Origin of the sequence: Stenotrophomonas sp. 364, from assembly GCF_009832905.1 — a bacterium.
GTDB classification, from domain to species: domain Bacteria; phylum Pseudomonadota; class Gammaproteobacteria; order Xanthomonadales; family Xanthomonadaceae; genus Stenotrophomonas; species Stenotrophomonas maltophilia_AP.
In genome coordinates, this window is the sequence record NZ_CP047135.1 from 4,116,353 (window position 1) to 4,143,283 (window position 26,931).

At 69.6% G+C, this 26,931-nt stretch carries 10 protein-coding genes; 1 reads left to right on the forward strand and 9 read right to left on the reverse strand.

Annotated elements, in window-relative coordinates; all coding sequences use genetic code 11:
- Positions 1-27: 27 nt before the first annotated feature.
- From GQ674_RS18435 to GQ674_RS18455, 5 genes are all read right to left on the reverse strand, one after another.
- The gene (locus tag GQ674_RS18435) at positions 28-1,653 is read right to left on the reverse strand and encodes a ShlB/FhaC/HecB family hemolysin secretion/activation protein (RefSeq protein ID WP_236546126.1); all 1,626 of its coding nucleotides are present in this window, start codon (positions 1,651-1,653) and stop codon (positions 28-30) included.
- A gap of 164 nt (positions 1,654-1,817) precedes the next feature.
- Positions 1,818-15,437: a filamentous hemagglutinin family protein gene (locus tag GQ674_RS18440; RefSeq protein WP_159498229.1), complete on the reverse strand. Its 13,620-nt coding sequence runs from the start codon at positions 15,435-15,437 to the stop codon at positions 1,818-1,820.
- Between the two features lie 266 nt (positions 15,438-15,703).
- Positions 15,704-16,720, reverse strand: a complete 1,017-nt coding sequence (locus tag GQ674_RS18445) for a DUF4880 domain-containing protein (protein WP_159498230.1) — start codon at positions 16,718-16,720, stop codon at positions 15,704-15,706.
- Positions 16,717-17,247, reverse strand: coding sequence for an RNA polymerase sigma factor (locus GQ674_RS18450; protein WP_236546127.1), 531 nt, complete (start codon positions 17,245-17,247; stop codon positions 16,717-16,719). The genes GQ674_RS18445 and GQ674_RS18450 overlap by 4 nt, the downstream gene beginning before the upstream one ends.
- Entirely contained in the window at positions 17,244-17,957 is a 714-nt protein-coding gene (locus GQ674_RS18455; protein WP_159498231.1) for a TonB-dependent outer membrane receptor, read from the reverse strand. Before GQ674_RS18455 ends, GQ674_RS18450 begins: the two co-directional genes overlap by 4 nt.
- Positions 17,958-18,028: 71 nt before the next feature.
- Here GQ674_RS18455 and GQ674_RS18460 point away from each other — a divergent pair, with 71 nt between their 5' ends.
- On the forward strand, positions 18,029-18,391 hold the full coding sequence (locus tag GQ674_RS18460) for a hypothetical protein (protein WP_159498232.1): 363 nt from the start codon (positions 18,029-18,031) through the stop codon (positions 18,389-18,391).
- Between the two features lie 4 nt (positions 18,392-18,395).
- Here GQ674_RS18460 and GQ674_RS18465 read toward each other — a convergent pair whose 3' ends face one another.
- The 4 genes from GQ674_RS18465 to GQ674_RS18480 form a co-directional block, all read right to left on the reverse strand.
- Entirely contained in the window at positions 18,396-18,830 is a 435-nt protein-coding gene (locus GQ674_RS18465) for a hypothetical protein (protein ID WP_159498233.1), read from the reverse strand.
- A gap of 195 nt (positions 18,831-19,025) precedes the next feature.
- The gene (locus GQ674_RS18470; protein WP_159498234.1) at positions 19,026-20,381 is read right to left on the reverse strand and encodes a Gfo/Idh/MocA family oxidoreductase; all 1,356 of its coding nucleotides are present in this window, start codon (positions 20,379-20,381) and stop codon (positions 19,026-19,028) included.
- 53 nt (positions 20,382-20,434) lie between these two features.
- Complete coding sequence (locus GQ674_RS18475) at positions 20,435-23,407, reverse strand: TonB-dependent receptor (protein ID WP_159498235.1); 2,973 nt, start codon at positions 23,405-23,407, stop codon at positions 20,435-20,437.
- A gap of 137 nt (positions 23,408-23,544) precedes the next feature.
- Positions 23,545-26,901 (reverse strand): TIM-barrel domain-containing protein, encoded by a 3,357-nt coding sequence (locus tag GQ674_RS18480; RefSeq protein ID WP_159498237.1) that lies wholly within the window; start codon positions 26,899-26,901, stop codon positions 23,545-23,547.
- Between the last annotated feature and the right edge of the window lie 30 nt (positions 26,902-26,931).

Consider the following 26,931-nt stretch of genomic DNA (forward strand, 5'->3'; position numbering starts at 1 on the left):
TATCTCCGGGGAAGTCGGGGGTCGGGCTCAGTAACTGGCGCCGACGCTCAGGTGCAGTCGGTTCGCGCCCTTGGTGGTGGTGGGGCCATCGCTGAGCGTGTGGCCGTAATCCAGGCGCAGGTTGAAGTGTTCGCTGATGCGCAGGCTGCTGCCCAGGCCGGCGGCGGACATCCAGCTGCTGTCGGCCTGCTCGGGCAGCGGCCGGCGCAGGCCCAGCCAGGCGCCATCGACGAAGGCGTACAGGCGCCAGTCCTGCAGGCCCCACAGCGCGAACGGGCGGGTGCGCCATTCCAGCGTGGCCAGCGCGCCGTAGTCGCCAATGCCTTCGGCCGAGCGGTAGCCGCGCGTGGTGTACATGCCGCCGGCGGCGAACTGCTCGCCGGAGACCAGCGGCTGGTCGGTCATCTGCGCGGAGATGCGCGCGAACCACTGCGCCCCGCTGTCCAGGGTGTAGGTATCGCTGAGGTCCAGCTTGAGCGCGAAGAAGCTGGAATCGGCGTAGGCGCGCTTCCAGTCGAACTCGTCGTCGCTGCTGCCGTAGCCGAGCAGGCTGCGCGCGCCGAACACGGCCTGCAGCGCCACGCTCAGCTGGTGTTTGTCGCCCTGGCGGAAGCCGCTGTAGCCCAGCGTCAGCGGTGCGTACTTGAGCGGTGCGAAGTCGGACGCCTGGCCCACCATGGCCACCGATTCGTCCAGGTCCTTGAAGTCGATGCCGGCCGACAGCTGGTGCCACCACACGCCGGTCATCGGCAGGCTGTGGTTGAGCTTGATGCCCAGCGCATGGCCCTTGCCGGTGACGTTGGTCTGGCCGCTGGAGACCACGTTGCTGTCGGAGCGGTAGCCGGAGAATTCCAGCATCCAGTCCGGGCTGCCCAGCGGCAGGCCGTAGGACGCCGACAGCACGTTGGCCTGGTCCAGGTCCTGCGGGGCGGCGAAGAAGGTCAGCGAGGCGGTGTGGTCTTTCTGCCACAGGTTGTCGTGGCCGATGCTGACGATGCTGCGCAGCGGCTCGGTGTCCACGCTGTGGTCGTTGTTGACGGTGGCGCTGAACCGCCAGGGCGTCTTGTCGTCGACCTTCAGCTCCACGTCCATGGTGCCGTCGGCGGTGCCCTGTTTGACCAGCGGCACCACCTGGCGCTTGCCGCCGCGGTTGAGTTCGGTGAGTTCGCGCTGCGCACCGTCGAAATCGGGCACCTGGCCCGGCTGCAACGCCGGTACGCGTTCGCGCAGGCGCGCGGCGTCGTTGTAGCGCGCGCCCACCACGTTGACCTGGCCCACGCGGGTTTCGGTCACCTGCAGGATCACCACGCCGCCGCTGACCTGCTGCTCGGGCAGGTCGACGTAGACCGACTGGTAGCCCTTGCGCTGGTACGCCGCCTGCAGTGCCAGCCGCGCGGCGTCCACGTCCTGCAGGGTGCGGTCGGGGCCCAGGTGCGGGGTGACCGCGCGCTCGATGTCGCGTGCATCCAGCACGCTGTTGCCGCGCACCAGGTACTCGTTGATGGTGACGCGCGCAGCGGCCGGCGCTTCGTTCGCAGCGGGCGTAGCCGGGGTGGCGGCCGCCGGTGCCTGCTGGGCAGTGGCCAGCGGCATCACGCACAGCAGGCACAGCGGCAGCGGCGACCAGGCCATCGCCTTGGGGGTTGAAGACATCAGGAGCTTCTCACTGCGGAAGAGGGAGGGAACACGCGCTGCGGTGGCCGCGATGGTGCGCAACGCGGGTAACACCGGCGTTGCACGCGCAAGGCAGTTGCGGCGCGTTGGCCGCACCGGGCCGTGGCCACGCGCGGGGGCCGTGGAAATGTCGGGCGTCATGCTCACTGCCGTTGCGTGCCCGGGGCTGCCATGCGCGCACGTTGCTCGGCGCTGAGTTCGCCCATGCCCACCACCTGCACCACGCTGTCGGGGTCGTAGCGGTCGTCGCCCTTGGCCGGGGTAACGCTGCTGGTCTCCTCGCCAAAGCCCAGCACCTGCACGCTGATGGTGGACGGCTGCGCCTGGCGCGTTTGCCGCTTGACCATGTCCTGCGCAGCCTGCACGGCGTTGTTGGCCGCCGCACTGGCCGAGGTCAGTGCGTTGACGTTCACCGCCGCCACCATCGGAATGCCCACGGCCTTGCCCTGCACCTGGATGTTGTCGGCGTTGAGCACCTGCAGCGCGGCCAGGTTGACGTTGCCGGAGACACGGATGCCCGCTTCGCCTGCATCGATGGTGCCCAGCGGTGCGATCAGGTCGATGTCGCCCGGGGCGATCTCCGGGATCGGGTTAAGGGTGGCGATGCCGGCACCGGTGGTGGGCGTGTTCGGCGACAGGCTGACGTTGCCCACGCTGTCGTAGACGCGGCGCTGCGGGGTGTAGACCACGGTGGTCTTGCTGCCGCGTCCGGCGTTGATGTCGCCCTCTGCCGACCAGGCCAGCACGTTGCCACCGAAGGTGGTGAAGATGCGGCTCTGGCCCAGCAGCAGGCTGCCGCGCGCATAGATGTTGATATCACCCTCGCCCTGGGTGAGCACGCCCGAACCCGGCCCCGGCACGAACCCGCCGTCGACACCGACCAGCGCGCGCCCGCCGGGCACCAGCAGGCTGATGTCGCCACCGAAATCGGTATGGATGCCGGCATCGTTGACCCGGTAGAACGGCAGCCCTTCGCTGGGGCGACCGGCGGCGATCCACTCGGCTTCGGTCACGTAGCGCTTGCCCGGCAGCGGGCGGCGGGTGGCCACCACGTCGCCGGTCTTCTCGAAGTACAGGGCGCTGCTGAACATGGTGAGGTCGCCGCGGTAGGCGATCTCGCTGCCCTTGGCATCCTTGGCCGGCAGCAGCGTGGCGATGGCTTCGCGGCCGCGCAGGTAGCTGCCCTCGCGCGGGCCGTCCACGTCGGTGTACTCGCGGCCGCCGGCCTTGAGTTCGGCGTAGTACACGTTGCGCAGGAAGGCGCTCTGCTGTTCGGCCGGCAGCTGCGCGAAGAACGCCTGGGCGTCCATGCTGGCCGCGTCGAAATGCAGGCCCCGACCATTGGCACCGCCGAAGCGGGCGGTAAGCCAGTTCACCAGATGCAGCTGGCTGTCCTGCTTGAACTCCCGGGCCAGGTCGCGGTTGGCCGCGCCGGTGCCGCCGCTGGCGGTGGCCGCATCGCGCGCCTGGTCCAGCGTCTGCTGCTGTTGTGCGAGGAACGCGGCGGCACCGGCCTCGTCGCCGCCGTAACCGAATTCGGTCTTCAGCCACTGCGCCAGCGAGGTGGCACCGCCATACACACGCACCACCTTGCCGGCCTGTTCGCCCAGCGCGCGGTTGGGATCGGCCAGGTTGGCCGCGTCCAGGTAGCGCGCGGCGAAGCCGGTCCAATCCGCACCGTGCGGGCCGACGCCGGCAGCCACGGCAATGGCGGCCCCGCTGCTGCGGTCACCGGCGCCCCCGTTGGCGACCGGGCCCAGGCTGCGCAGTTCGCCCTTGTCGGCCATGTACAGGTCACGGCCGGCACTGATGTCCAGCAGGCCGGGGCCGGCGATGTAGAAGGTGCTGAAGCGGATGTCGCGGCCGGCCTGCACCACCGACACGTCGTCGGCGCTGGTATGTACGATCAGGTTGCCGCGCGCGGTGCCGGCGCCGATGAAGGTCGGTTTGGGCGCGGCCGTGGGGTCGCCGCCCTTGAGCTGGCCGAACCAGCCCAGTGCGCCATCGTTGTTGCCGTACACCATACCCACGTTGTCCAGCGCGCCCAGTGGCGTGCCCGAATTGACGATGTCACGCCCGGCCCGGATGGCGACCGCGCCGCCACCGTCGTACCAGGTGGTGGTGTCGGTCCGGACGGCACCATTGCTCAGCACGTTGTTGGTGGTGGTGACGATGCTGCCGGTGCGCAGGCCCACCAGGTCACCGGTGAGCGCGTAGTAGCGCGACGGCACCTGGCCCACGTACACGTGGCCCGATACGGTGGGGGCGGTGAACGCGAACAAGGGATAGGCCTGTGCCGAACTGCTGGGGTCGTTGCCAGACAGCAGCACGCTGGGCGCCAGGCCGGTGGGGCTGACGTTGTGGATGAACCGGCGGCCGTACCAGACCGCGTCGGCCAGGCCCACGAAGCCGGGATTGAACGGGCTGGGCAACGCGGACGGGTCGGCGCCGGACACACCCAGACCGGTGCCGTTGGCATAGATCGAGCCGGCCGCGAGCAGTTCCAGCTGGCCGGTGCCGCGTGCGGTGAACACATCGTCCACCGGCGACGGCGCCAGCACCACGCCGGCCACGAAGTTCTCGTTGTTGGTGCCCTGGGTCGGCGCGGTGCGCGGGGTGCCGTAGTAGATGCTGCCGCTGGCGGCGGTAGCGCGCAGCACCGACGGGTACACATGGTTGCCGTCGGTGGCCTGGGCGTCGGTGCGGGTGTTGCGGTCGAGCATGGCCAGCGACGGGGTGAGGTTGCCACCGGCGGCCATCAGGTCCACTGCCGTGGATGGCGTCCACAGCGAGAACCAGCTCCAGCCGCCATCCTGGTAGGCCGTGCCATCCACGCTGAAGGGCGTGCCGTTGTTGAACTGGGGCACGCGCCCGGGGTCGGTGACGGTGCCCAGCACCAGGTCGCCGCGCGCGTCCAGGCGCGCACCGGCATCGCCCAGCACCAGCACCGGGCCGCCCGCCGCCGTGGCCGCTGTCGCGCTGTACATGTCGTACGGGCGCGATTCCTTGGCGTCCTGGCGGCTGCCGTAGCGCAGCTCCACGCCGCCCACCGCACCGGCTTCCAGACGCAGCGCGCCGCGCAGGTTGGTGAAGCTGCCGTTGAGTTCCAGGTGATGAATGTCGTTGACGGTGACCAGGTTGGCCTCCGGCGGGCTGTTGCTGCCGGTGTACGAGCGCAGCGCGGGATCGGCGTTGAGGCCGCCGCCGATGCGGATGTCCAGGTCGCCGCCGCCGGTCTGCACCAGGGTGCCGTCGGCGGTGACGCGACCGGTGCTGGCCACGGCCAGGTTGAGACCGGCGCTGCGGTTGATGTGGACCCCGCCGTGGTCGCCACGCCCCTGCAGCATGCCGGCGTCTCCGGTCGCGTCCAGCAGCAGGTTGCCGCCGCCGAGCGTGCCGAAGCCGGTGAAACCGATCAGCCGCGGCATTTCCACGAAGTTGTCGTAGTAGTTGGCGCCGTTGGGTGCCGCCACGTAGGTGCCGAAGTTGATCCACCACGCGGTGGGCAGGCCGTCGGCCCCGCCCTGCACGCTGCCGGTGCCCTGCCGCCACAGCCAGTTGCCCACCGCGGCGGTGGAACTCACCCGGTCGGTGGCATAGCCCAGCGCTTCGGCACGCAGGATTGTGCCCGGTCGGCCCAGGCTGTCGCCCACGATGGTGCCGCCGGCGCGCAGCAGCAGGTTGCCGCCCGCTTCGGGATACCAGGCCTGGTACAGGCTCTGGCTGCCGCCGTCGACCAGGTGTTCGAACACACTGCCCTTGTCGCCGAGCACGGTGTTGCCGATCGGATTGGAGGGATTGGGCGTCACCACCGCACGCGGCTGGTTGTACGGATCGCGGCCCTGGGTGGACACCACCGCCGACGGCGTACCTGCGGTGTACACGCCGTACAGCGAGGTGGTGGCGATGTCGCCGCCGGAGACCAGGCGCAGGTCGCCGGTGCCGGTACGCACCACGCTGGGCAGCTGCTCGCGGCCGGGCAGCGTTTTGTACTCTGTTTCCGGCGGGACGGCCGGCGAACCAACGGCCGCCAGATCACCGTAACCCTGCGCGTTGAGATTTTCCGGGCCGCTCCAGATGAAGCCCCACATCATCAGCTCGTTGAGCTCATCGGCGGTGAACGCCGCGCCCGGGGTCGGCACGAACGTCAGGATGTAATCGCCGTAGAAGTCCCGGACCATCTGTTCGAAGGGGGCCAGCTCGCCCCAGACATAGGTGGCCGGCGAGCCGGTGCCGGGAATCTCCACCACCGCCCCACCCTGCCCGTAATGCGGGTCGGACAGACGCAGGCTGCCGGTGCCGGCCCGGTCGATGGTGAGGCGATCGGCGCCGGCCAGGTCGGCGCCGGCCACCAGGCTGATGTCCCACGATTGCGAACCGGCCGCCAGCATCGGCGCCAGCGCCCAGATGCGGCCCTGGTTGCCGTCGGCATCGGTGGGCCGCAGGTTGACCGTGGTGGCACCGCCGGGCAGCTTGACCTCGGTGTCGCTGGGAATGAAGGCGCCCTTGGCCAGGCCAAGATCGGCGGCCAGGGTCACCAGGTTGCCAATCGGCGAGGCGGGCAAGGCCACGCCTGCCGGCCAGGTCATCGCCGCGATGTTGGCGGCCATCGGCAGGCGCAGGCCGGCGGACAGCTGCGCGCCCTGCGGCAGCGTGACCGCGTCGGCCAGCACGGTGCCGGCCGGGTACAACAGCGCGCCGGATGCATCGTGCACCGCCGCGCCCAGTACCGTGCCCTTGGCCAGCGCCAGGGGCAGCGCCAGGCGGGCATCGGCCGGCAGCAGCGTGCCGGCGGCCATCTGCATGCCGCCGATGGGCAGGTCGTAGTTGAGCACCTTGCCCGAATTGAACACGCTGCCCGCGGCAAGCGTGACCAGGCCGCCGTGCGGCACCACCACGTCGCTGCCGAACAGCTGGCGGCCGGCGGTGAGGTACCAGCCGTTGTCGTCGAAGGTGGTGCCCAGGCGGCTGCCATCGAAGCCATCGCTGATGCTGCCGAACACCTCCAGGTCGCCCTGCGCGCGCAGCACCAGCGCACCGGCTTCACCGGAGCCGCGCACGCTGCTGCGCGCCAGATTGTGGTTCAGGCTGGCATAGCGGTGGGCGGACAGGTCCAGGTCGCCGTCCACGTGCAGGTTGCCGTCGGCGTTCACGCCCAGGTCGGCCACCACTTCCACGCCGGGGCGCAGGTGGAACGCATCGCCGTAGCGACGAAGGCCGGCCAGGCGGTTGTCGACCAACGCGCTGTTGCCCAGTGCGGCGTCGATGAAGGTGCTGTTCTGCGCGTGCAGGCGGTCGAGGTAGGCCTGGTCGATGACCTGGTAGGTTTCGCCGCTGGCGGTGCGGTCGCTGCCGGCGGCAGCGCTGTTGTCGGTGATGAAGGCATTGAGCTGGATCGCCTTCGCACCGTCGATGGTGATCGCGCCGCCAGCGTCGATGGCCACGTCGTTGCTGCCCATGCGCGGGGCGTTCAAGGCCACCGTGCCGTGGCTGCGGTCGCTGCCGGCCACGCGCAGGTCCATGCGCGCGCCACTGGCGATGCGCAGTGAGCCTATGCCCGAATCGATCTCGATGCTGGCCCGGTTGGGCGCATCGATGGCCACGCCGTAGCTGTCACGGCGCAGCACGCTGGCACTGGCATCGAGCACCGCCGTGCTGCCCAGGCTGACCCCGTTGCGCGCGGCCAGGCGGATGCTGCCGGCCTGTTCGCCGCTGGCATCGACGGTGCCGTTGACGGTGAGCTGGCCGTTGTCCAGCCCGATGTTCACCTCGTGCGCCACCACTTCATCGCCCAGCACCAGGTCGCCCAGGCCGATGCGGAAGGTGCGCGCGCCGGTGACGCCATCGCGGGTGAGGCGGGTGTTGAGGCCGCTGAAATCGGCGATGGACTGCGCATGCAGGTCGATCCGACCAGCGCTGTAAGGCACGTCGGTGCCGCCGGCATCGTAATGCCCGGTGCTGCTGCCGAGCAGCGTGCCGGCCAGGTCGATGGCCCCACTGGCGGCACGCACGCGCAGTGAACCGGCGCGGTTGTTCTGCGCGGAAAGGTCAATGCGTGCACCGGCGGCCTGCTGCACGTTGCCGCTGCGGCTGTCGATCACCACATCACCGCCCCAGCTGTACTTGGCGGTGTCGAAGAAGGTGATGCGGCGGCCGGCCAGGTCCATCTGCGCACCGTCCGCCAGGCGCACATCGCCCTGCGCGGCCAGGCTCAGCTTGCCGCTGGGCAGCAGCACGGCGGTGTCCAGCAACAGGGTCCCGGCATGGCTGTCCAGGGCGATTTCCGCGCCCAGCGCGCCGGCCAGGGTGGCGTTGTCGGGGCGGGCCGCGGCACCGTTGCCGGTGACCTGCAGGTTGCCGCCGGCGGTGATCGTGTTGACCGACCCGGCCGCGCCGGTGAGCAGCGGGGTGGTGATGAACAGTTCGCCGCCCTGGCGGGCGTACGCGCGCGTGGCCGGGTCCCAGTCACCCTGGGTTTCGAACACGCTCAGACTGCCCTTCTGGTTGGCGGTGAGGCGCTCGCTGGCGTTGAGGTGCACGCCGGCAAAGCCCAGTGCGAGACGGTCCTGCGCACGCACGGTGTCCGGCTGCGTGCGCGGGCCGTAGCCCAGCACGATCTCGCGGGCGTCCACCACCAGCTGGCCGTGGCCGGTGCCCGGGCCGCCGGCAATGATGCTGCCGGCCGGCGCCAGCGCGCCGCTCCAGACCAGGGTGTCGGTCTGGATGCGGGCCACGGCATCGGCGTCGCCATATCCGTAGATGGCCGGTGTGCCCAGCACCAGCTGCTTCAGCGCGGATTTTCCGGTGACCGCATCGAAGGTGGACAGCGACACGTCGCCGTAGAAGTTCACCGACTCGCGTGCGGTCAGCGACAGCGCTTCCAGTGCCGGCGCACCCACGGTGGTGTCGCCCAGCAGCAGGCGGCTGAGCACGTCCTGGTTGAGGGTCATGCCAGAGGGCAACGTACCGCGCGCGGTGGCGTCGGCAATGGCCTCGGCACTGCCGACGTTGATGCCGCCCACGGCCAGGGACAGGTTGCGGGTGCCATAGCGCACCGCATCGCCGAGCACGAACCGGTTGTCGGTGGCGGTGGCGATGGTGCCTTCGGAGTACAACCGGGTCTGCCCGGTGCAGGTGTCGCCCACCGCGCAGGCGCCGATTTCGATGCTGCCGGCGCCGTTGCCCTGGGAATCCGGCGCATCGGGCGCCAGCAGGTTGATCTGGCCGTTGGACACGGCCAACAGTGCGTTGCGGCCGGGCGTGTAGATGTAGCCTTGGGTGGCGTCGTAGGCAGCCGCGCCCTGCCCCAGCGTGTTGATGCCCGCGCCCTGCTCCAGCACGATGCCGCCGGCCTGGCGGCCGGTCATCAGGAACACGTCGGCGGCCTGCAGCTGTGCACCGGCACGCAGCACGATGCTGTTGCTGCCCGAGCCGCCCTCAATGGTGATCACGTTGGCCGACTGCAGCGAACCGGTAGTTGCGTTGGCATAGGTGCTGCGCAGCTGCCCGCCGATTTCCAGCCGTGCCGCGCCGATGCGGTTCAGCTCGCTGGCATGCACCGACACGCCGTTGAAGTCCGCGCTGGCCTGGCCGCCATCGGCGAGGATTTCGTAGTGGGTGGCATTGACCAGGCGGGCCACCGAACCGGTGCCACCGCTCGCCGGTGCGTCCAGCACGGTGGCGTTGAACCGGAGTGACGGCAGGTCCACCCCGCCGGCCACGGCCGGGTTGGTCACATTGATGTTGACTGCCTTGGCGTCGCGCTCCAGCAACGGGCGCGGGGCGCCTTCGCGGGCGGCCTGCTGCAGGGCAAAGTTCGCGTAGCTGGTTTCGTTGTACTGCGCGTAGCTGCGCAGGGTATCGGCGGCGGTCACCACCAGCTGGGTGGGCAGCACGTCGCTGCTGCCGGTGTTGGCAATGCCCAGCCGTGCCGAGGTGCTCCACGAGCCGTTGCGCATGGCCTGGGTGGTGCCGAAGGCCGCCGCGCTGCCGGCCAGGCCGTTGAGTTCCACCCGGAACGCGCCGGGCAGCAATGCATAGGTGGACGGCAACAGGGTGTAGGTGCCGGCCGGCAAGCCCGGCACACCGGCGCCGATGGTGACCTGCTGGCCAATGGCCGGGTCGCCGGCGCCGCGCTCGCTGCCCAGCGGCGCCTGCCCGGCCTGCGCGCCCGGCACGATGGCGTACACCGGGTTGGTGGCCAGGCCCGGCAGGGTGAAACCGTCGCGGCCCATCTGCACCAGCGGGTGCAGGCGCGCATCGGTGGAGCCGCCGCTGCCGGACAGGAACGCCGCACCGGTCAGTTCGCCGCCGCCGGACAGATCAAGCACCGCGCCTTCCTGCGCGTTCACCGCGTGCGAGCGGAACTCCACCTTGGGTTCGCCGCCCACGCCCTGGTAGGCCACGTCCACGCCGTTGTAGTTGTACACCAACCCATCGACGGTGCCGCCGTAAGGCATCACCAGGTCCTTGGCACTGACCGAGGTCACGCTGCCCGGCAGCAGGTTGACCACGCCGGTATAGCCGCTGCCATCGGCACGGCCCAGCGTGATGGTGCCCAGCGGCGCGCGCAGCACGCCGCCCTGGTTGATCACCGCCGCGCCGAAGCTCATGTTGCCGAACACGCTGTACGGCTGCGGCGGCAACGCGGTGCCCACGCGCTGGATGTCCAGCACGCGGTCCGGGTCTAGTTCGGTGGTCAGCGCGCCCCACTCGTTCAACGTGCTGCGCAGGCCCACGGTGACGTTGCCACTACCGTAGATCTGCGCGGCCGCCAGGGTGGTGTTGCCCGGCGAGAACAGGTCGGCGGCGCGCAGGCGCAGGTCGCCCTGACTCTGGATGCGCACCGTACCGAAGGCATCGCGTTCGACCACCAGCGGATCGACGGCATTGCGCACGATCTCGCCGTTCGCACCGAAACCGACTGCGCCCACCACGTCGACCAGGTTGCCGGCGAAGGTAATGGAGGCGGCATCGGCCAGCGTGGCCACGCCCAGCGAGCCGGCAGCCGGGGTAGTGTTGCGCGACCCGGTGACCGGGTTGGGCATGATGGTGTTGTCGATCTGGCGGCGCGCCGCGCCGGACAACCGCAGGTACGGCGCCTGCAGCCGGACCTGGCTGTCGCGTGCGGCATCGGTGGACAGGCCGAGCGCGCTGGCGGTGAGGTACAGCGCCTGGCGCATGCTGAGCGTCACGTTGCCGTCGAAATCGAGCAGGCCGTTGACGTACAGCGACGCGGTGTCGAAGCCACCGGCCTGGATGACATCCACGCCGTAGCGCGCCTTGCCGTAGGCCAGGGTCGGGTCACGTTCACCGGCTACCACGTCGGCACCCAGGCCGCTGCCGCTGTACTGCTGTTCAATGATCAGCTCGCGCGGCATGCGCACGGCATCGTCCACCTCGGCGCCCTTGCTGCTCCAGCGGTCAACCTGGCCGTAGACCGGGGTTTCCAGGTTCAGTGCCAGCGTGCCGCCGCGCGCGCCGTTGCCACCGGCCGCGGCATGCAGGCTGCCGTCCACATACAGGCCGTTGCTGGCACTCAACGCGATCACGCCGCCGTGGCTGGCCACGGCAGTCTGGCCGAGGCCGGGCAGGTCCAGCACCGCCTGCGCGCCGGAAGCCTCCAGGCGGGCACCGTCGCGCACCACCACGAATGCATCGATAGCCGGCAGGTCGCGCGAGGCCAGGTCATGCCGCGCGCCGATTTCGATGGTGCCGCCGTCCAGCACCTTGCCCTGGCGGTCGCCGGTGGCGCCCACCGCGGTGAAGGCCGCGCCGGAGACGTCCAGCAGCGCGTGCTCGCCGATCCAGATCGAGCGCGCGTTCGGCATGCCGTCGGGGCGGTTGAGCAGCGGGCCTTCGCCCAGGTCGCCGCCGAGCACGCTGATGCGGCCGCCGCGGGCCTGCAGCGTGCCGTCGAGGGTGATCTGCGCATTGCCGGTCAGCTGGAGGGCCTGGCCCGGGTCGACGGTGATCCGGCTGTCCGTGCCGACCTCCAGGTCGGCGGCGTTCTGCGGCGTGCCGGCGGTCAATGACAGGCCCGCGCCCTTGCGCAGGGTGACCGCACCGCTGGTCGGATCATCCTGCTGCAACGGCGGCAGCCAAGCCGACAACGCCCCGTGCGGATCGTCGCCGCTGACCAGTGCGCGCGCGGCCGCCAGGTCAACCTGCAGCAGCGGCATCGCCACGTCCACGCGCGCGCCGTCCACCACGGTGACGCCGTCGCGGCCGATCACGTTGTACTGCTTGAAGCCGGACTGGAACAGGCTGCTGTCCAGCGCAAGGAACGACTGCACCGGCACCTCGCGCTGCCACACCGTGCCCACCGGCAGGCGCGTGCCGGCCGGTACGGTGATCGCCGCAGTGGCCACGCTGCCGGCGGTGTAGCGCGAGGTCTGCGCGGGAATCGGCAGGCCGCCAGGGAAGACATTGGCCGGCACCACGTAGCCGGCCGGCAGGTCGGCGATGGTCCACAAGGTGGTGCCCGCGGGCAGGATCTCGCCGGCCTGGCGCACCGGCCCGTTGTTGGCCAGCTGCACGGTGGTGGGCAGCACCCATGGGGCCTGGGTGGTGACCGGCTTGCTGCTGCTCACTTCCGGCCGCACCGTTACCGGCATGGGCTTGCCGCCCGACACGTGGGTGACGGTGATGGCGAAGCTCAGCGGGATGATGTCGCCGGGCTGCAGGACCACGTCGGCGGCCAGGCGCACCGGCAGCGTGCTGGCCTCACCAGCGGCGAGGTGTTCGACCGCATCGGGGATGTCGCCGCCGATGCTCACCAGCGTGCCGTTCTCGATGTTGAGCGCGCCGCCGCCCTTGACGCCATGCGCGCGGATGCTGCCATCCAGCGACAACACGCCGCTGCCCATGTTCTGGCCGGCGGCCAGGGTGACGTTGCCGCCCTTGCCGCCCGCCACATCGCCGTCCACGCCCATCGCCGCGCCGGAGGACACATCGATCAGGCTGCCTTTGCCCAGGCTGACGTTGCCGGTGCTGCGCAGCGACACACTGCCGCCATCGATGAACGGCAACCCGGCGATGGACGCCGGGTCCTGCCACTGGTTGGTCCACAGGCCGCGCGCATCGAGGGTGACGTTGTCGCCCACCATGACCTGGTGCAGCAGCGTGTCGCCCGGACGCGCACTGATCGGCAGGTCCAGCCACGGGGTGCCGGTTGTCGTGTGCTGCACCACCATGTCGCCCAGTGCGATGCTGCCGCCCCGGGCGCGCACGTCGGCGTTGATGCGCACGTCGCTGGCATGCAGGGCGATGCTACCGCCATGGGCCACCTCGACTGCCTGGTCTACGCTGATGCCGGCATGTGCGTACACCGCCACGCCGCCGAATGCCTGCGCGTTGAGCCACGCCGCGTCCAGCGCGATCGTGCCTGCGCCGCCGCTGTTACCCTCGCCGACAGTGACACGCTCGACCAGTGGCGCAGGGCTGAAGCGCTGCTGGCCACTGTCCTTGTCGTAGAACGGCAGGTAGCTGCCCACCACCAGCTGGCCCTGCCGGGCCACGCTGGTCTGTGCCTGCTGGTAGCCGTCCAGCGCGCCGTCGCGCGCACGCTGCTGGCGCTCGCCCTGGAAGGTGGTGGTGTCCACCTCGCCCTGCAGCTGCGCGTGGGCCGTGGACACGATCAGCTGGCCGGCGTCGCGGCCCACGGTGTAGCCGTTTTCCAGCTTGCGCTGCGGGGCGATCAGCGGGTTGTAGTAGAACGCGGTGTTGCCCCAGCGCGCGTGGGTATCTTCAAAGCCACGGTACAGGCCGGTGTAGAGCAGGTCGCCGGGGGCGGTGGAGGCGTTGTACAGCATGCCGTCCGCGCCCTTGAGGTGGGTCAGGTTGACGTAGCCGGTCTGCACGTCCAGCGCGCCGCCGGACAGGTTGATGCTGGAGCCGCGCGCGGTGGTCACGTTGCCGCCGCTGAACTGCACAGTGCCGCCCTGCGCCGACCACTCGCCGATCCCGTGCCCGGTGACGCCCAGGTAGCCGCCCACTTCGAGCAGACCGCCGGCGGTGTACCAGCGGTCGGCCTCATAGCCGTTGGTGCCGGCCGGCACCAGCACCAGATCGCGGCGGTCGAGCCAGATGTTCTTGCTGTTGAGCGATGCGTCGTCGCGGTTGAGCGGCGCGTCGCGCTGCTCGTTGCCCTGCACGTTGATCTGGACGTTGTTGGCTTCCATCGCGATCTTGACGCCGACGTAGCCGGCCACGTCGAGACGGGCGCCTTGGCGGACGTCGCTGTCGGCGGCATCGACGAAGATCTGCCCGCCGGTGGCCAGCGTCAGGCTGGTATCGGCAAAGGCAACCGTGCCGCCCGTGCTGATCTGCACCAGGGACTGGTCACGGCGATGGGCGATACCGTCGCCGACCTTGTCCGAGTCCTGCACCAGGGTTTCGCGCTGCACGTCCAGCGCGGTGGTGGCGCTGGGGTCGAGCACGATCGCGGTGGTGCTGCCCTGGTCCAGCAGTACGCTGCCGGTGGTGTCGGTTCGCTCGGTCTGCAGGTGCACGGTGCCGCGCGTATGCACCGAGGTCGTGGACAGCAGCGTGCCCTGCTGGCGCACGTCGTGGCCGGCCAGGGTGATGTCACCGGTGCTGGCCTGGACCAGGCCGGTGTTGCTGACCACGCCGCTGGCAGATGCGCTATCGGCACCGGCCGCCGTGGGGCTGCGCAGCGTGCTGACCACGTTGCCGCGGGTGGTGGAGGTCTGGTTCTGGTCGGTGGCCATGCCCTTGCGGATCACGAACGCATCGCCGGCCGCCAGTGTGGTCTGGCCGTTGGCGGTGGTGATCTGGCCGTGGTTGTGCACCTGGCGGCCCAGCATGAGCACATAGCCGCCGCCGTCGGTGACCGAGGCGGGCACGTGCGTGGTGATCTGCGCGCCGCGCTCGACCACCACGTCGCCGATTGCGGCGCCATGGCTGAAGCTGCTGGCAGTGGTGGCCACCTCGTTGCCGAAGGTGGGAATGAAGCCGCTGCCCTGCGCGTCGCTGTACAGGCCCTTGCGGAACTGCGCATCGCTGATGTTCACCGCCGCGGCGGCGAGGTTCTTGACGTTGACCTGGCTGCCGCCGTCGAACACCACGCCGTTGCGGTTGACCAGCATCACCGTGCCCTGGCCCTGGATGCGGCCGAGGATCTGCGAGGGCCGCGCGGACCGGTCATTGACCCGGTTGAGCAGCGACCAGCCAGCCTGCTGGTCGAAGTCGACCACGGTGTTGCGGCCGACGTTGAAGGTTTCCCAGTTGAGGATGGCCTTGTCGGCGGTCTGCGCGATGCTGACCGTGGTGGTGCCGTCCTTGCTGCCCTGTACCGGGCCACTGGCGTTGGACCAGCCGCGGGTCAGCGCGTCGTCGTCCACCTTCAGGCCACCTTCGCCCAACCCGTCGGGCACGCCGCCGGCACGCAGGCGCGCGGCATCGCGCGCGGTCTGCTGCATGCGCTGCTGCATGGCGATGGCCTGCGCGGCGGTGTTGAGGTTGTCCAGCGAGGTCTTGAGCGTATCGCGCGCCTTCTGCGCCTGCGCATCGGTGCGCGCCAGGTTGGACGGCATGCCGTTGGGCAGGCGGCCGCTCTGCACCGCGTTCTGCTGCTGCACGCCCTTGTTGGCGAACCACGCAGGGCTGAAGGCCTGCTGCGCGGTGGCACTGGCCACCACGCCGCCGGCCACCAGCATCACTGCGATGGCCTGCGCCAGCGGGCGTACCTGCGGCGTACGCAGGGATGCACCGACAACCGAACCGTTCTGCTGCTTCACCATCGCCGTCACCCGTCGCAATATCGTTCGCTGATAAGGGCAAGCGCAGGTCACCGCGTTACGCGGCACGCCTTTCCCTGGCAACGGGAAACAGCGTGACAGGGCAATGCGTTGCGCTTGTTACGCTGGATAAGACGCGGATAGGTGGCAACGACTGAACCGCTGCAACAAAAAATTCATCTGTACATGACGCCGCTGCGATTCGTGCCGTGTGCGTCATCGCGCTGTCATCGCGGCGTGCTGCAATCGCGCACGGATGCGCGACCCGCTCAGCCGATCAGGACCACGCCGCCGGGCATGTGCACCACGCGCGCGCCGTACACGTCGCGGACCAGGTCGATGAAGGTGTCCAAGTCACGCAGGGGAATGCGCGCCTGCACCCGACGCGCCTGCAGCGCCGTACCGGTGATGACGATGCGGCCGGGGCGGTAGCGGTTGATCTCGTCCACCACGTCGGCCAGGGGCTGGTCATCGGCCACCAGCCAGCCCTGGCGCCACGCGTCGATGCGGTCGGTGGCCACCTGCGCCACCGAGGCGATGCGGTCGCCGCCCAGGCGCGCCTGCCAGCCCGGCTGCAGCGTTACCGTGCGCGTGCCGCGCGTCAGCGTGGCGCTGCCGGCCAGGCAGGTGACGCGCGCGTCGGCACCGACGCAACGCACATTGATCCGCGCGCCGGCAGCCGGCGTGACCCGGGCACCGTCGACATGGATCGCGAAGTCGGCGCTGCCGCGCGCAGGCACGCTGAACTGCGCTTCGCCCTGGCCCAGTTGCAGGCCGGTGCCGCCGTCGACACGGCGCAGGTCGGTGCGGGTGCCCATGGCCACCGCCACCCCCTGGATATCCAGCGTGCGCTGCTCGCCGGTGGCGGTGCGGAAATCGGCCCCCAGCGCGTCCATCTCCGGCCACATCCCCAACGGCGAGCGCGCCATCAGCCAGCCGCCGGCGGCGGCCGCCACGGCACCGCCGAGGAACGCGCGGCGCGTGCGGTTGACCCGGCTGCGCGGGCGCCCATGGGCGGCGGGCACGGGCAAGGGCAGCGACGCTGCTTCGATGGGTGTCACCGCGGCGGCGTTGCCGGCCTGCAATGCGGGGCCCAGCGCATTCCACAGGGCACGCGCCTGCGCGAATGCCGCCGCATGGCGCGGGTCGAGCGCGCGCCAGCGGCGGAAGGCATCGGCGTCGGCCTGGGTGACGGGCGCGCCCTGCAGGCGCAGCAGCCAGTCGTGCGCCTGCTGCTGCAGGTCGGGCGGAATCACGGTGGAGGCAAGCGGGTTCATACCAGTCATGACGGTTTTCCGGCGCCGGGACCGAACCGCTGCACCAGCGGCCGGTCCAGCCGTGCGGCGCAATGCTGCAGCGCCTTCTTCAGGTCTTTGCCGATCATCCGCGCGGACACGCCGTGTTCGGCAGCGATGGCCTCGATGGGGCGGTGTTCCACGCGGGCGGCAATCAGGATGGCGCGCTGGCGCGCGGGCAGTTCGCGCAGTGCCTCGGTGAGTGCGCCCATCTCCGCGCGGCCAAAGGTGACCGTGGCCGGGTCGAGGTGGTCGGTGCCCTCCTCCATCAGTGCATCCACCTCGGCGCCGGTGAGCACGCGGGCTTGAGCGCTGCGCTGATCGCTGGCGGCGTTGACCGCCATACGGAACAGGTAGGCCACCGGGTTGCGCTGCGGTTGTGCGCCGCCCATGCGCTCCACCCGCAGCCAGGTTTCCTGCAGCGCATCCAGCGCCAGGTCGTCCGAGCCGAGCCGCCGCCGCAGGCGCTTGCGGAACGCCTCGTAGTGTTCCAGCAGCACGCTGCCCAGGCTGCTCACGGCGCGCCCTTGCAGGGCACCGTGGCGGTCGCGCTGCGCGGCAGCAGCTGCAGCGTGATCGGCTGCGGCAGGCCACTGGGCAGGCCCGGCAACGCAATCCCGCGCACGCGGTCCAGCAGCGCATCGTCGCGCGCGGTGTCGCCGCTGCCCTGCAGCAGGGTGCTTCTTTCAACGCGATGGTCAGCATTCAACCAGAGTTGCAGCACGGCACGGTAACTGCCCGGGCGCGTGGCGCGGGTGCCGCACAGCGCCTGCTCAAGCGAGCGCTGGATGATCCGCGCGGCGTGTGCCGGCACCCTGCCTGCCGACGCGGCAGCAGCGTCCACCGGCGCAGCAGGCGTCACTGCATCGGCGGGAACCAGGGTGAGGGCCGCACCGTCGACGAAGCGCGGCGCCAACCCGGTGCCATCCAGCAGGGTCTGCAACGCAGGCAGCGGCGCAAAGGTGCCCTGGACCGGCGTGGAGCGCAGCCCACCCAGCAGATGCGCATCGATCAGTACCGCCACCCCGGTAATCTCCCCATACGACTGCAAGGCGTCCGGCAACGATTGTGCCGGTATGTCGAAGCGACGTGGCGTGCCGCTGTCATCGGCACCGGCTGCTGCCGCGCACGGCAGCCACAGGCCCAGCGCGGCGCTGCACATCGCCCCCAGCGCCAGCCCCAGCAGCGGTCGCGGGCGGGCCCGCGCCCCGGTGTCATCAAACTGCATGCAAGACACGCCAGCATCAGAACGCCAAGCCGGTCACGTTAGAGCGGCTTCATTGCAGCGCGGTGACAGACATGATGCAGAACGTTTCACGCAGGGGTTGCGCGGTGCTGGCCTGTGCCGCGCTGTGGCTGGGCCTGTGCGGCACGGCCGCACGGGCAGGCGAGGCGACCGATGGCACCGGCTGCATCGAGCTGGAGGTCAATGGCGAGCGGATCCGCGATTACGCCTGCATGAGCCGGATGTTGGCACCGGCGGCAACCACGGCGACACCGGCAACCACGGCTCCGATGGCCGCCGAACAGCGCGTGCGCCAACCGCCCAGTGCACTGGGGCTGGCCAACCGTGCCGCTACCCAGCAGCGCATGGGCACCAGTTTTGGGGTGTCCACCCAGCCACAACGGCCTGCCCCGCCGCCCGCACCGGTGCGTCCGTGAGCGATTAAAGAACGGTGGCTTCGGCCGGTTGCATCCCCAGCCCAAGGCGCAGCGGCTGGCGCATGCCGGGCGGCGGGGGTCCGGGCAGGGGCGCATGGTCCAGCACGGCGCGCAGGTCGGCGTCGGCCTGCGCATCCCCCAGCGAGGCGAAGTGGCTGCGGATCACCGTGCCGCCCGCGTCGATCCACAGGCTCACCACCAGTGGGGCGGCCGGTGCAGTCGCGGGGTGCTGCTGCAGGAACGCCTGCAGGCGAACCACGCGCGGGTCGTCGGTGCGCGCAAGACGTTCGGCCAGCGCGGTGCTGGCGCTGCCGGCATAGGCCTGCCATGTGGCGGGCACCGCAGGCTCGGCGGCGCTGCCGGCGCTGGCCGCAGCCAGCCCCGCCACTACCAGCCAGCCCCGTATGCGGGCGCCGCCCCGCCATTGCCACACACCCATCGCGCCTGCTCCGTCACCGTGTCATGAACCCGGACCGCGCGCCGCCGCGTGCTGCGGGGCCCGACGGAGGCCGGGTGGGCATGTACTGTGCGCAGCCTGCGTGACAGTGCGATGGCGGACGGCGTCGGGGTGGCACCGGCCCTGGCCCGGTGCACCCCGCCGGTAGGCACCGACCGTTGGTCGGTGCGCCGTTGCTCAATACGTCTCGTCGAACGCAAAGATCGGCTTGCGCTGCTTCCACAGCCCGGCGGTGAAGTCCGGGAACTCCAGCGTCTGGAAGCTGTTGGCGATGGACTGCTCCGACAGCGGGGTGATCGCACTCCAGGTGATGGCGTCGTAGATGTCGATCGGCATCGGCGCGCGGGCCTTCAGGGCCTCAACGAACGCATGGATCACGAACCAGTCCATGCCACCGTGGCCGGCGCTGGCGGCGGTATCGGCGTGCTGCTTCCACAGCGGGTGCTCGTACTGGTCCTGGTAGGCCTTGAAGTCTTCCCACTTGTGCGGCGGGCTGCGGCCTTCGATGTGGATGGACTGGTTGACGTCCATCCACAGGCCCTTGGTGCCCTGCACGCGGAAGCCCATTGAGTACGGGCGCGGCAGCGAGGTGTCGTGCTGCAGGATGATCGTTTCGCCGTTCTCGCAGGCCAGCGTGGTGGTCACCACGTCGCCCAGCTTGAACGCCACTTTGGTGCTGGGATGGGTGGTGCCGCCGCTCTTGGCCACGGTGTAGTCGTGCAGGCCGCGCGCCTTGCTGGCGAACGCGTTGATGTGGGTGAAGCGGTTGCCACGGTTGATGCCGGTGTACATCGCGCAGGGGCCGATGCCGTGGCTGGGGTACAGCTCGCCGTTGCGCTTGACCGAGTGCTCGGTGCGCCAGCGCGCCTCGGACCAGCCCTTGGCGCCGAACTCCACGCCGCTGTCATACGGCTGGTTGGGGTCGCCGGAGTTGAACTTCACCCCGCGCAGGTCGTGCTGGTAGCCGGCCTGCAGGTGCACCAGCTCGCCGAACAGGCCTTGGCGCACCATCTGCAGCGCGGCCATCACATCGCGCCGGTAGCAGACGTTTTCCAGCAGCATGTACGGGGTGCCGGTGGACAGCTGGGTCTTGAGCACGTCCCAGTGGTCCTGCAGGGTGATGCCGGCCACCACTTCACAGCCAACCGCGATCCTGGCCTGCATGGCCGCAATGGCCATCGGGGCGTGGTACTCCCACGGGGTGGCGATGACCACGCCATCCAGCCCGCGCTGTTCCAGCAGGCGCTTCCAGGCATTGACGTCGCGGTCCTGGCCGTAGGTCTTCGGCGCCGGCTTGCCGGCCTTGGCCACCATCTCCACGGCGCGGCCGAGCATGATCGGTTCGATGTCGCACAGCGCCACCACCTCCACGTCGTCGCGGCGCACCAGTTCCTTCAGCAGCACCTGGCCGCGCATACCCGTGCCGATCAGGCCCAGCCGCACCTTGCGCCCGCGTGCCCAGGCCGGTACCTGCGGCAGCAGGCTGCTGGCGGCGACGGCGGCGCTGGCCGCGATGAATTCCCTACGTTGCATGCAACACTCCTCCTCTTGAGACCGCGCCGGCGGGGGCCGGCGCGGTGGAACCGTCAGAACTTGTAGCCGACGGTCAGACTGTAACCACGACCGAAGATGGTCGCGTAATCGCTGGAATCGCCCAGGAAGCTGTTCGGATCGTAGAACGGCAGGCGGTCGAACAGGTTCTTGATGGTGAAGCCCACGTTCCAGTGGTCATCCGGACGCCAGGCCACGCTCAGGTTGGCGGTCCACCACGACGGAGCGCCGTCGCACTTGCTCTGCTCCACCGGCAGGTAGCCGGCGGTGCAGGTCTGCGGGTTGTTGTCTTCTTCATCGATCTGCTGGAGCGCCCACTTGGTGCCGCCCACGTAGTTGATGAACATGCTGGTGGTGACCTGCTTGTAGCTCCAGTCGGCGTTCAACGTGGCCCGCAGGCGCGGGTTGTTGTAATAACCCACCAGGTCACCGTAGTACCAGCCGCTTTCCTCGTCCAGGTAGGAGCGGTTGCGGTTGGCGATGGTGGCGGCAACGCCGATGTTCAGGTTGCCCCACTCGCCCAGCGAGAAGCGGCTGCGCGCGTCGATGTCGAAGCCGTCGATCAGGGTCTTGCCGCGGTTTTTGTACTGCCCCACCACGCTGGCCACGTTGCCGGTGCTGTAACCGGGCAGCGTGCCGGGGCAGCTGACGCCGCTGGCCGGGTCGGCGCACATGGCCGCCAGCGCCGCCTGGTTGGCGCGGTCGGCTTCGGTGATCGGCGAGCGGGTGGAGGAGATGATGTCTTCGTCGCGGGTGTAATCGGGCGCGACGATTTCGTTGGTGCGGTAGATGAACCAGTAATCGGCCGACACCGACAGCCACGCGGTGGGTTCGTAGACGAAGCCCAGCGTGGTGATCTTGGCCTTCTCCGGCTTCAGCGCCGGGTTGGGCTGGGTCATGCGCGCCACGGTACGGCTGCAGTCGCTGTTGAGCAGGGTCTTGCCCAGGTCCACGTCACCGCCGCGCCGGGATTGCAGCAGCAGGTTGGCAATGGCGTTGGTCTCGTTGCAGCGCACTTCGTCGCGGTAGCCGCCAAGCTGGGCGAACACACCGCCGTTGCCGGATTCGGCCAGGCTCGGCGCGCGGAAGCCGGTGGAATAGGTGCCACGCAGCATCAACTGGTCGAACATCTGATACTTCAGGCCTACCTTCGGGGCCAGGTTGGCGCTGAAGTCGGGGTACTTGTCCACGCGCAGCGCCGCGTCCAGTTCCAGCTTCTCGGTGAGCGGGGCCACGGTTTCGGCGAACAGCGCGTAGGTGTTGCGCTTGCCGTCGAACCACGAGCCGCCCTGCTGGGTGATCAGGCCGTTGGCCGCGTCCGGGTTGCCGGGGGTGTAGAAGGTTTCGCGGCTGGCATTGAAGCCGAAGGCTGCGCGTACTTCACCGGCCGGCATCTGGAACAGCGGGCCTTCGATCTTGCCGTCCAGGGTGTGCAGGCGGGTCCAGGACTGGATGTCGAAGGTGGGGAATGCTTCGCGGATCAGCGCCGCGTTGGCTTCGCTGTATTCGCCAAATTTATACGCCGGGTGGTCGGAGATGATCACCCGCCCGGTGCCCGGGTCGACGCTGTACGGGCCAAACGCCTTCTCGAAGCCGGCCAGGTTGACGTTGGTGGTCTGGTAGGTCACCGAGTGGCTGCCGGCGGTGGCGAAGGCGGTTTCCCAGTTCCAGTCGCCCACGTCGCCGCGCAGGCCGGCCACCACGCGGTAGCTCTGGTCGGTGTTGCGCTGGCCGAAGTGGTTGGCGCCCACGTCCTGCAGCAGGTATTGCAGGCCCACAACGCCACCCATCAGGGCTTTCAGTTCGGGCGAGGCGTGGTTGTATTCGTTGTTCGGGCCGAGGTACGGGTACAGGAACTGGTTGACCGTGGTGCCGGTGTTGCGCGAGAACCAGCTGGTGGGGTTGCCGGTGGTGGTGCCGTAGGCACGCGGGGTGCCGCCGTTGGCGGTCAGATCGATGTCGGTGTAGGTCGCTTCGGCGAACGCCTCGGTGCTGTCGCCGATCAGGAAGTGGGCGTTGACGTACGCAGTGTTGCGCTCGGACTTGGCACCGGCGTCGATCTCGTTGTTCATCCACGTCTCCCAAATACAGCGCGGGCCGGCCGCTTCACTGGTGAGCACGTTGTTGCAGCCCGGCGCGGCTTCCTGCACGCGGCGACCGGTGACCGGGTCGAAGGCGAAGTAGCTGCCCGGGTTGAACTCGCCCGGCTTGCTGCCGGTGCCCAGGCGCAGGTTGGGCAGGTAGTTGGGGTTGTTGACGTAGTACTGGGACGGGCGCTTGTCGTAGAAGTCGCTCAGCGGAATCGCATCGCGCCGGTACAGGTTGACCGAGGCGTACACGTTGTAGCGGTCTTCATCCAGGTCGCCGAAGCCGGCGGTGATGCTGCCCTGGTGTTCGCCGTAGGAACTGATGCGCGAGGACTTGTCGGTGGTGAGGTTGATCTCCGCGCCCTGGTAGGAGCGCTTGGTGATCACGTTGATCACGCCGGCCACCGCGTCGGTACCGTACACCGCCGAGGCGCCGTCGGTGAGCACTTCCATGCGTTCGATCGCCGCGGCGGGAATCGCATCGATGTTGACGAACTGGGTCTGGAAGCCGGCGGGCGCGCCGTAGTACGACAGGCGACGGCCGTTCAGCAGCACCAGCGTGCCCTGCGCGCCGAGGCCGCGCAGGTTGGCCTGCGAGGCGCCGTCGGAACCGGTGAACAGCGAGCGCGCATCCTGCTGGGCGGGGCGTGCCGCCGGCAGGTTGTCGAGCACCTGCAGCAGCGTGCGCGCGCCCATGTTCTCGATGTCCTGCTTGCTGATCACCTGCACCGGCGAGGCGGTTTCCACGTCGCTGCGGCGGATGTTGGAGCCGGTCACTTCAATGCGCTGCAGCTCGGTGGCCTTGGCAGCGGGCGCGGCCTCCTGCGCACCGGCGTTGCCGGCCACGGCAAGGGCCAGGCCCAGTGCGATGGACAAGGGGGTAGCGGGGATGCAGCGATGGCGATGGCGTTCGGTCAACATCTTTGTCTCCTTGTTCGATCCGCAGCGTGGGGCTGGCGGTGGATGGGTGTTTTCGGGCAAACGTCCCCCGTGCCGCGGCCACACGGCCGCAGACGGGAAACGGAGAGAGCTGTTTTTCTGAAAGGGTGTTTCTTCGGTTACGGCGACACGATGCTGGCGGTATCGCCCTCCTGTCCGATCAGCGCGGCGTTGGCCCAGTTGCCGCAGACCTGCGCGGGGTGGTCGCCCTGAGCGCCCAGCGTGCGCAGGCTCAAGGTGTGCAGGCCGCGTACGTCCAGTTCCGGTTTGACCACGCCGGGCGCCTTGACCAGGCCGCTGTCATACAGCAGCCGGTTGTCGCCCCACACCTGGAACTGCATGCCACCGGCGGCGCGGCACTGGTCATCGATGCCCAGGTCGGCGCGCAGCAGGCGCCAGCTGCCGGTGAGCTTCAGGTCGATGCGGCTGTTGGCATTGACCCCCAGGCCGCGGCGGAACAGCAGGCCGTTCATGCGCAATGCCGCATGGCCGCCAAAGGCGTGGTCGCTGGCCACGCTGGCCTGCAGCGCGGCCGGCAGTGGCAGCGCAGACAGATACAGCTGCTGTACGGGCGTGGTGGGCTGCGGGTGTTCCAGCACATGGAAGCTGGACAGCACGATGGGGCCAACGTCGCGCGGCTGCAGCGCATCCACCGTACGGGCCACGCTGCCCTGCGCGGCAGTCACCATCGGATCACTGCCACCGGCACCGTCGCCGTCGGGGTTCTGCGTGCTCAGCACACGGAAGCGCAGCAGGCGGCCGGCCTGGGCGGGGAAGTCGATCTGCTGCACGCCCTGCTGCAGGGTGAGGCGGCCCCGTTTGACCGGTTGGCCCCACTCGCCGTTGCTGTCGGCCAGGTAGATCTCGTAGTCGCGGATCTGGCCGTTCTTCCAATGCTGATCGTTGCGTGGCGCCAGCGCGATGCCGTCGATCAGCTTGCGTTCGCCGAAGCCGAGCACCCATTCGTGCGCGCCGGTCTTCACCGCCTGGTTGCGCACCGTGCGGAACCAGGTAGCCGGGTCGTCATCGAACGCCTTTTCCAGTTCATAGCCCTGCTCTTCGGCCGGGCGGTTGACCACCAGCAGGCTGTCCGACGGCAGTGCGCGGCCCAGTTCCGGCGCGGCCGGGTACGCGTCGTCAGCAACGGCGGCGGCCACCGGCAGGGCCAGCTGCAGCGCCACCGGCTGGCGGATGTCGGTGGGCGCGGTGCGTACATGCAGCGTGCCGCGACGCTCGGCGGCATCGAAGTACCAGCCTTCGCTGGCCGCCTGCCACGCCGCCTTGTCGGCCAGCATCGGCAGCGCACGCTCGCCCAGGGTGACCGCGGTGGGGCGCTGGCGGCTGAGCACGCGCAATGCGTAGCGGCGTTGCGGCAGCTGGCCGGCGTACTGGCCCTGCACCGCCCCGATGGTGACCTGCACCGGGCCCGTGCCCTGCGTGGGAGCTGTGACGGTCACCTGCTGGGTGCTCGATTCGCCCTTCTCGTAACGGCGGGTGTTGCCGTCGTCTTCGTACAGGGTGTACTGCGCATCGCCCTGTGGGTACAGGTCGAAGGTGACTTCATCCAGCGGCTTCTGCCCGTCGTAGAGCATGTCCGGGTACATCGGAATGATCGCGCCGGCCCGCACGAACACCGGGATCGTGGCCAGGTCCACGGCACGGTCCAGAGTGCGACCGGCGGCACCGGCCTGCAACTGGCGGCCATCCCAGTAGTCGATCCAGCGGCCCTGCGGCAGGTGGATGTCGCGGCGCCAGCCACGGCTGGCGGCCTGGCTGCGGTACACCGGCGCGATCAACAGTTCGCGGCCGAGCAGGAACTGGTACTTGTAGGCTTCGGTGTAGGCCTGCGGGTCCTGCGGGTAATCCCACATCAACGCGCGCAGCAGCGGTGCGCCGGTGGTGGCCGCCTCATGCGCCAGCCCGTACATGTACGGGGTCATGCGCATCTTCAACTTCAGGTAATCGCGGTTGACGCTGCGGTAGGGCTCATCGAACCACCACGGGTGTTTGCGGGCGTTGCCCGACCAGCCGGACATGCCCATCAGCACCGGGGTGAAGCTCTTCCACTGCAGGTCGCGGGTGAAGGTTTCGGCGCTGCCACCGAAGATCGCATCCACATCGCCGCTGGCATAGGCCATGCCGGACAGCCCCGAGCCGACCAGGGTGGGAATGTGCCAGCGGATGTAATCCCAGCTGCTGCTCTGGTCGCCGGTCCAGGCCACCGCGTAGCGCTGGATGCCGCCCCAGCCCATCACCGTCCACAGGAACGGGCGCGAGTCGGAGTTGTGCAGGATGCCGTTGAACGCGGACTGGTTGGCGTCCATCGCGAACTGGTAGCCCTTGCCGGTCCAGGCCACGTCCAGCTTCTGCACGCGGCTGCCGGCGGTGCCCACTTCCCAGGCGATCTTGTCCACGCCGTTCTCGGTCCACAGGCCGGTCCTGAAGCCGTACCGGGCCAGGCCCTTCACCGTTTCTGGCAGTTTCTTGTAGCCGCAGCCATAGCCATCGTTGGGCAGGATCCAGCCGCCGGGCATGTCGTGGTCGCGGTACTGTTTGGCCACGCTGTCCACCACGTCCGGGGTGGTACCGGTGGGACCGTCGCTCCAGCCATCGGGCACGCTGCCGGGTTTCTTGATGTTGTCGCCGTCGTTGTAGCAGTCGGCGTCGCCGTAGGAGAACGCCCAGCGCGGCAGCAGCGCGGCACGGCCGGTCAAGGTGGTGTAGCGGTCCAGCAGGGTGTGCAGGCTTGGGCCGACGAAGTAGTACGCATCGAAACGGTCTTCGCGGTGCAGCAGCGTGGCCTGGTCGGCCTGGCGCAGATCGTAGGTGCCATCGCTCCAGGTGTTGCGCAGCATGCCCCAGCCGCGTGCGCTCAGCAGCATGGGCGCGGGGTTGGGGCGGTCGCCCTCTTCCCAGCCACCGGAATAGGACACCTCCAGTTCGCGGCCCTTGAAGGCAAAGCGGCCGTTCTGCTGGCCGCCACCGAAGAAGTGTTCGTCGGCGTCGCTGGACAGCACCTGCACGCTCTGTTCCTTGCCCAGGTCCAGCGGCTGCAGCTCGCGCCACAGCGGCACGGCGCCGCCTGCGTCGCGGCGGTCCAGCGCCAGGCGAAGCGGTTGGCGCTGGATGTGCAGCACAAGCGCCGCGGTGCGGATGCGGACCTCGGTGGCGTCTTCTTCCAGCTGCGCGGCCACCTTCGCGGCCGGCTGCGGCACCACGATCGGGGCGGCCTTGTCGCCGGCGCCGCTGAGCGTGCCGTTGCGTCCGGCCTGCACGCGCAGCATGTCCTCGCCCAGCAGGTCCACGCGCAGCAGCATGCCGTTGTCGGTACGGATGTCCCAACCGGGGCTGCCGTCCTTGCTGGGGGCGGCGCTGATGCGGGCCAGGTTGCCCAGCGGCTCGGCCACGGCCGGTGCCGCCGCCAGCGCGGAGAGCAGGGCCACCATCAGGCCAGTACGTCGAAACCGGGATTCCACCTTGCCCCCAAGCCCGCGGTCAGCGGGAAT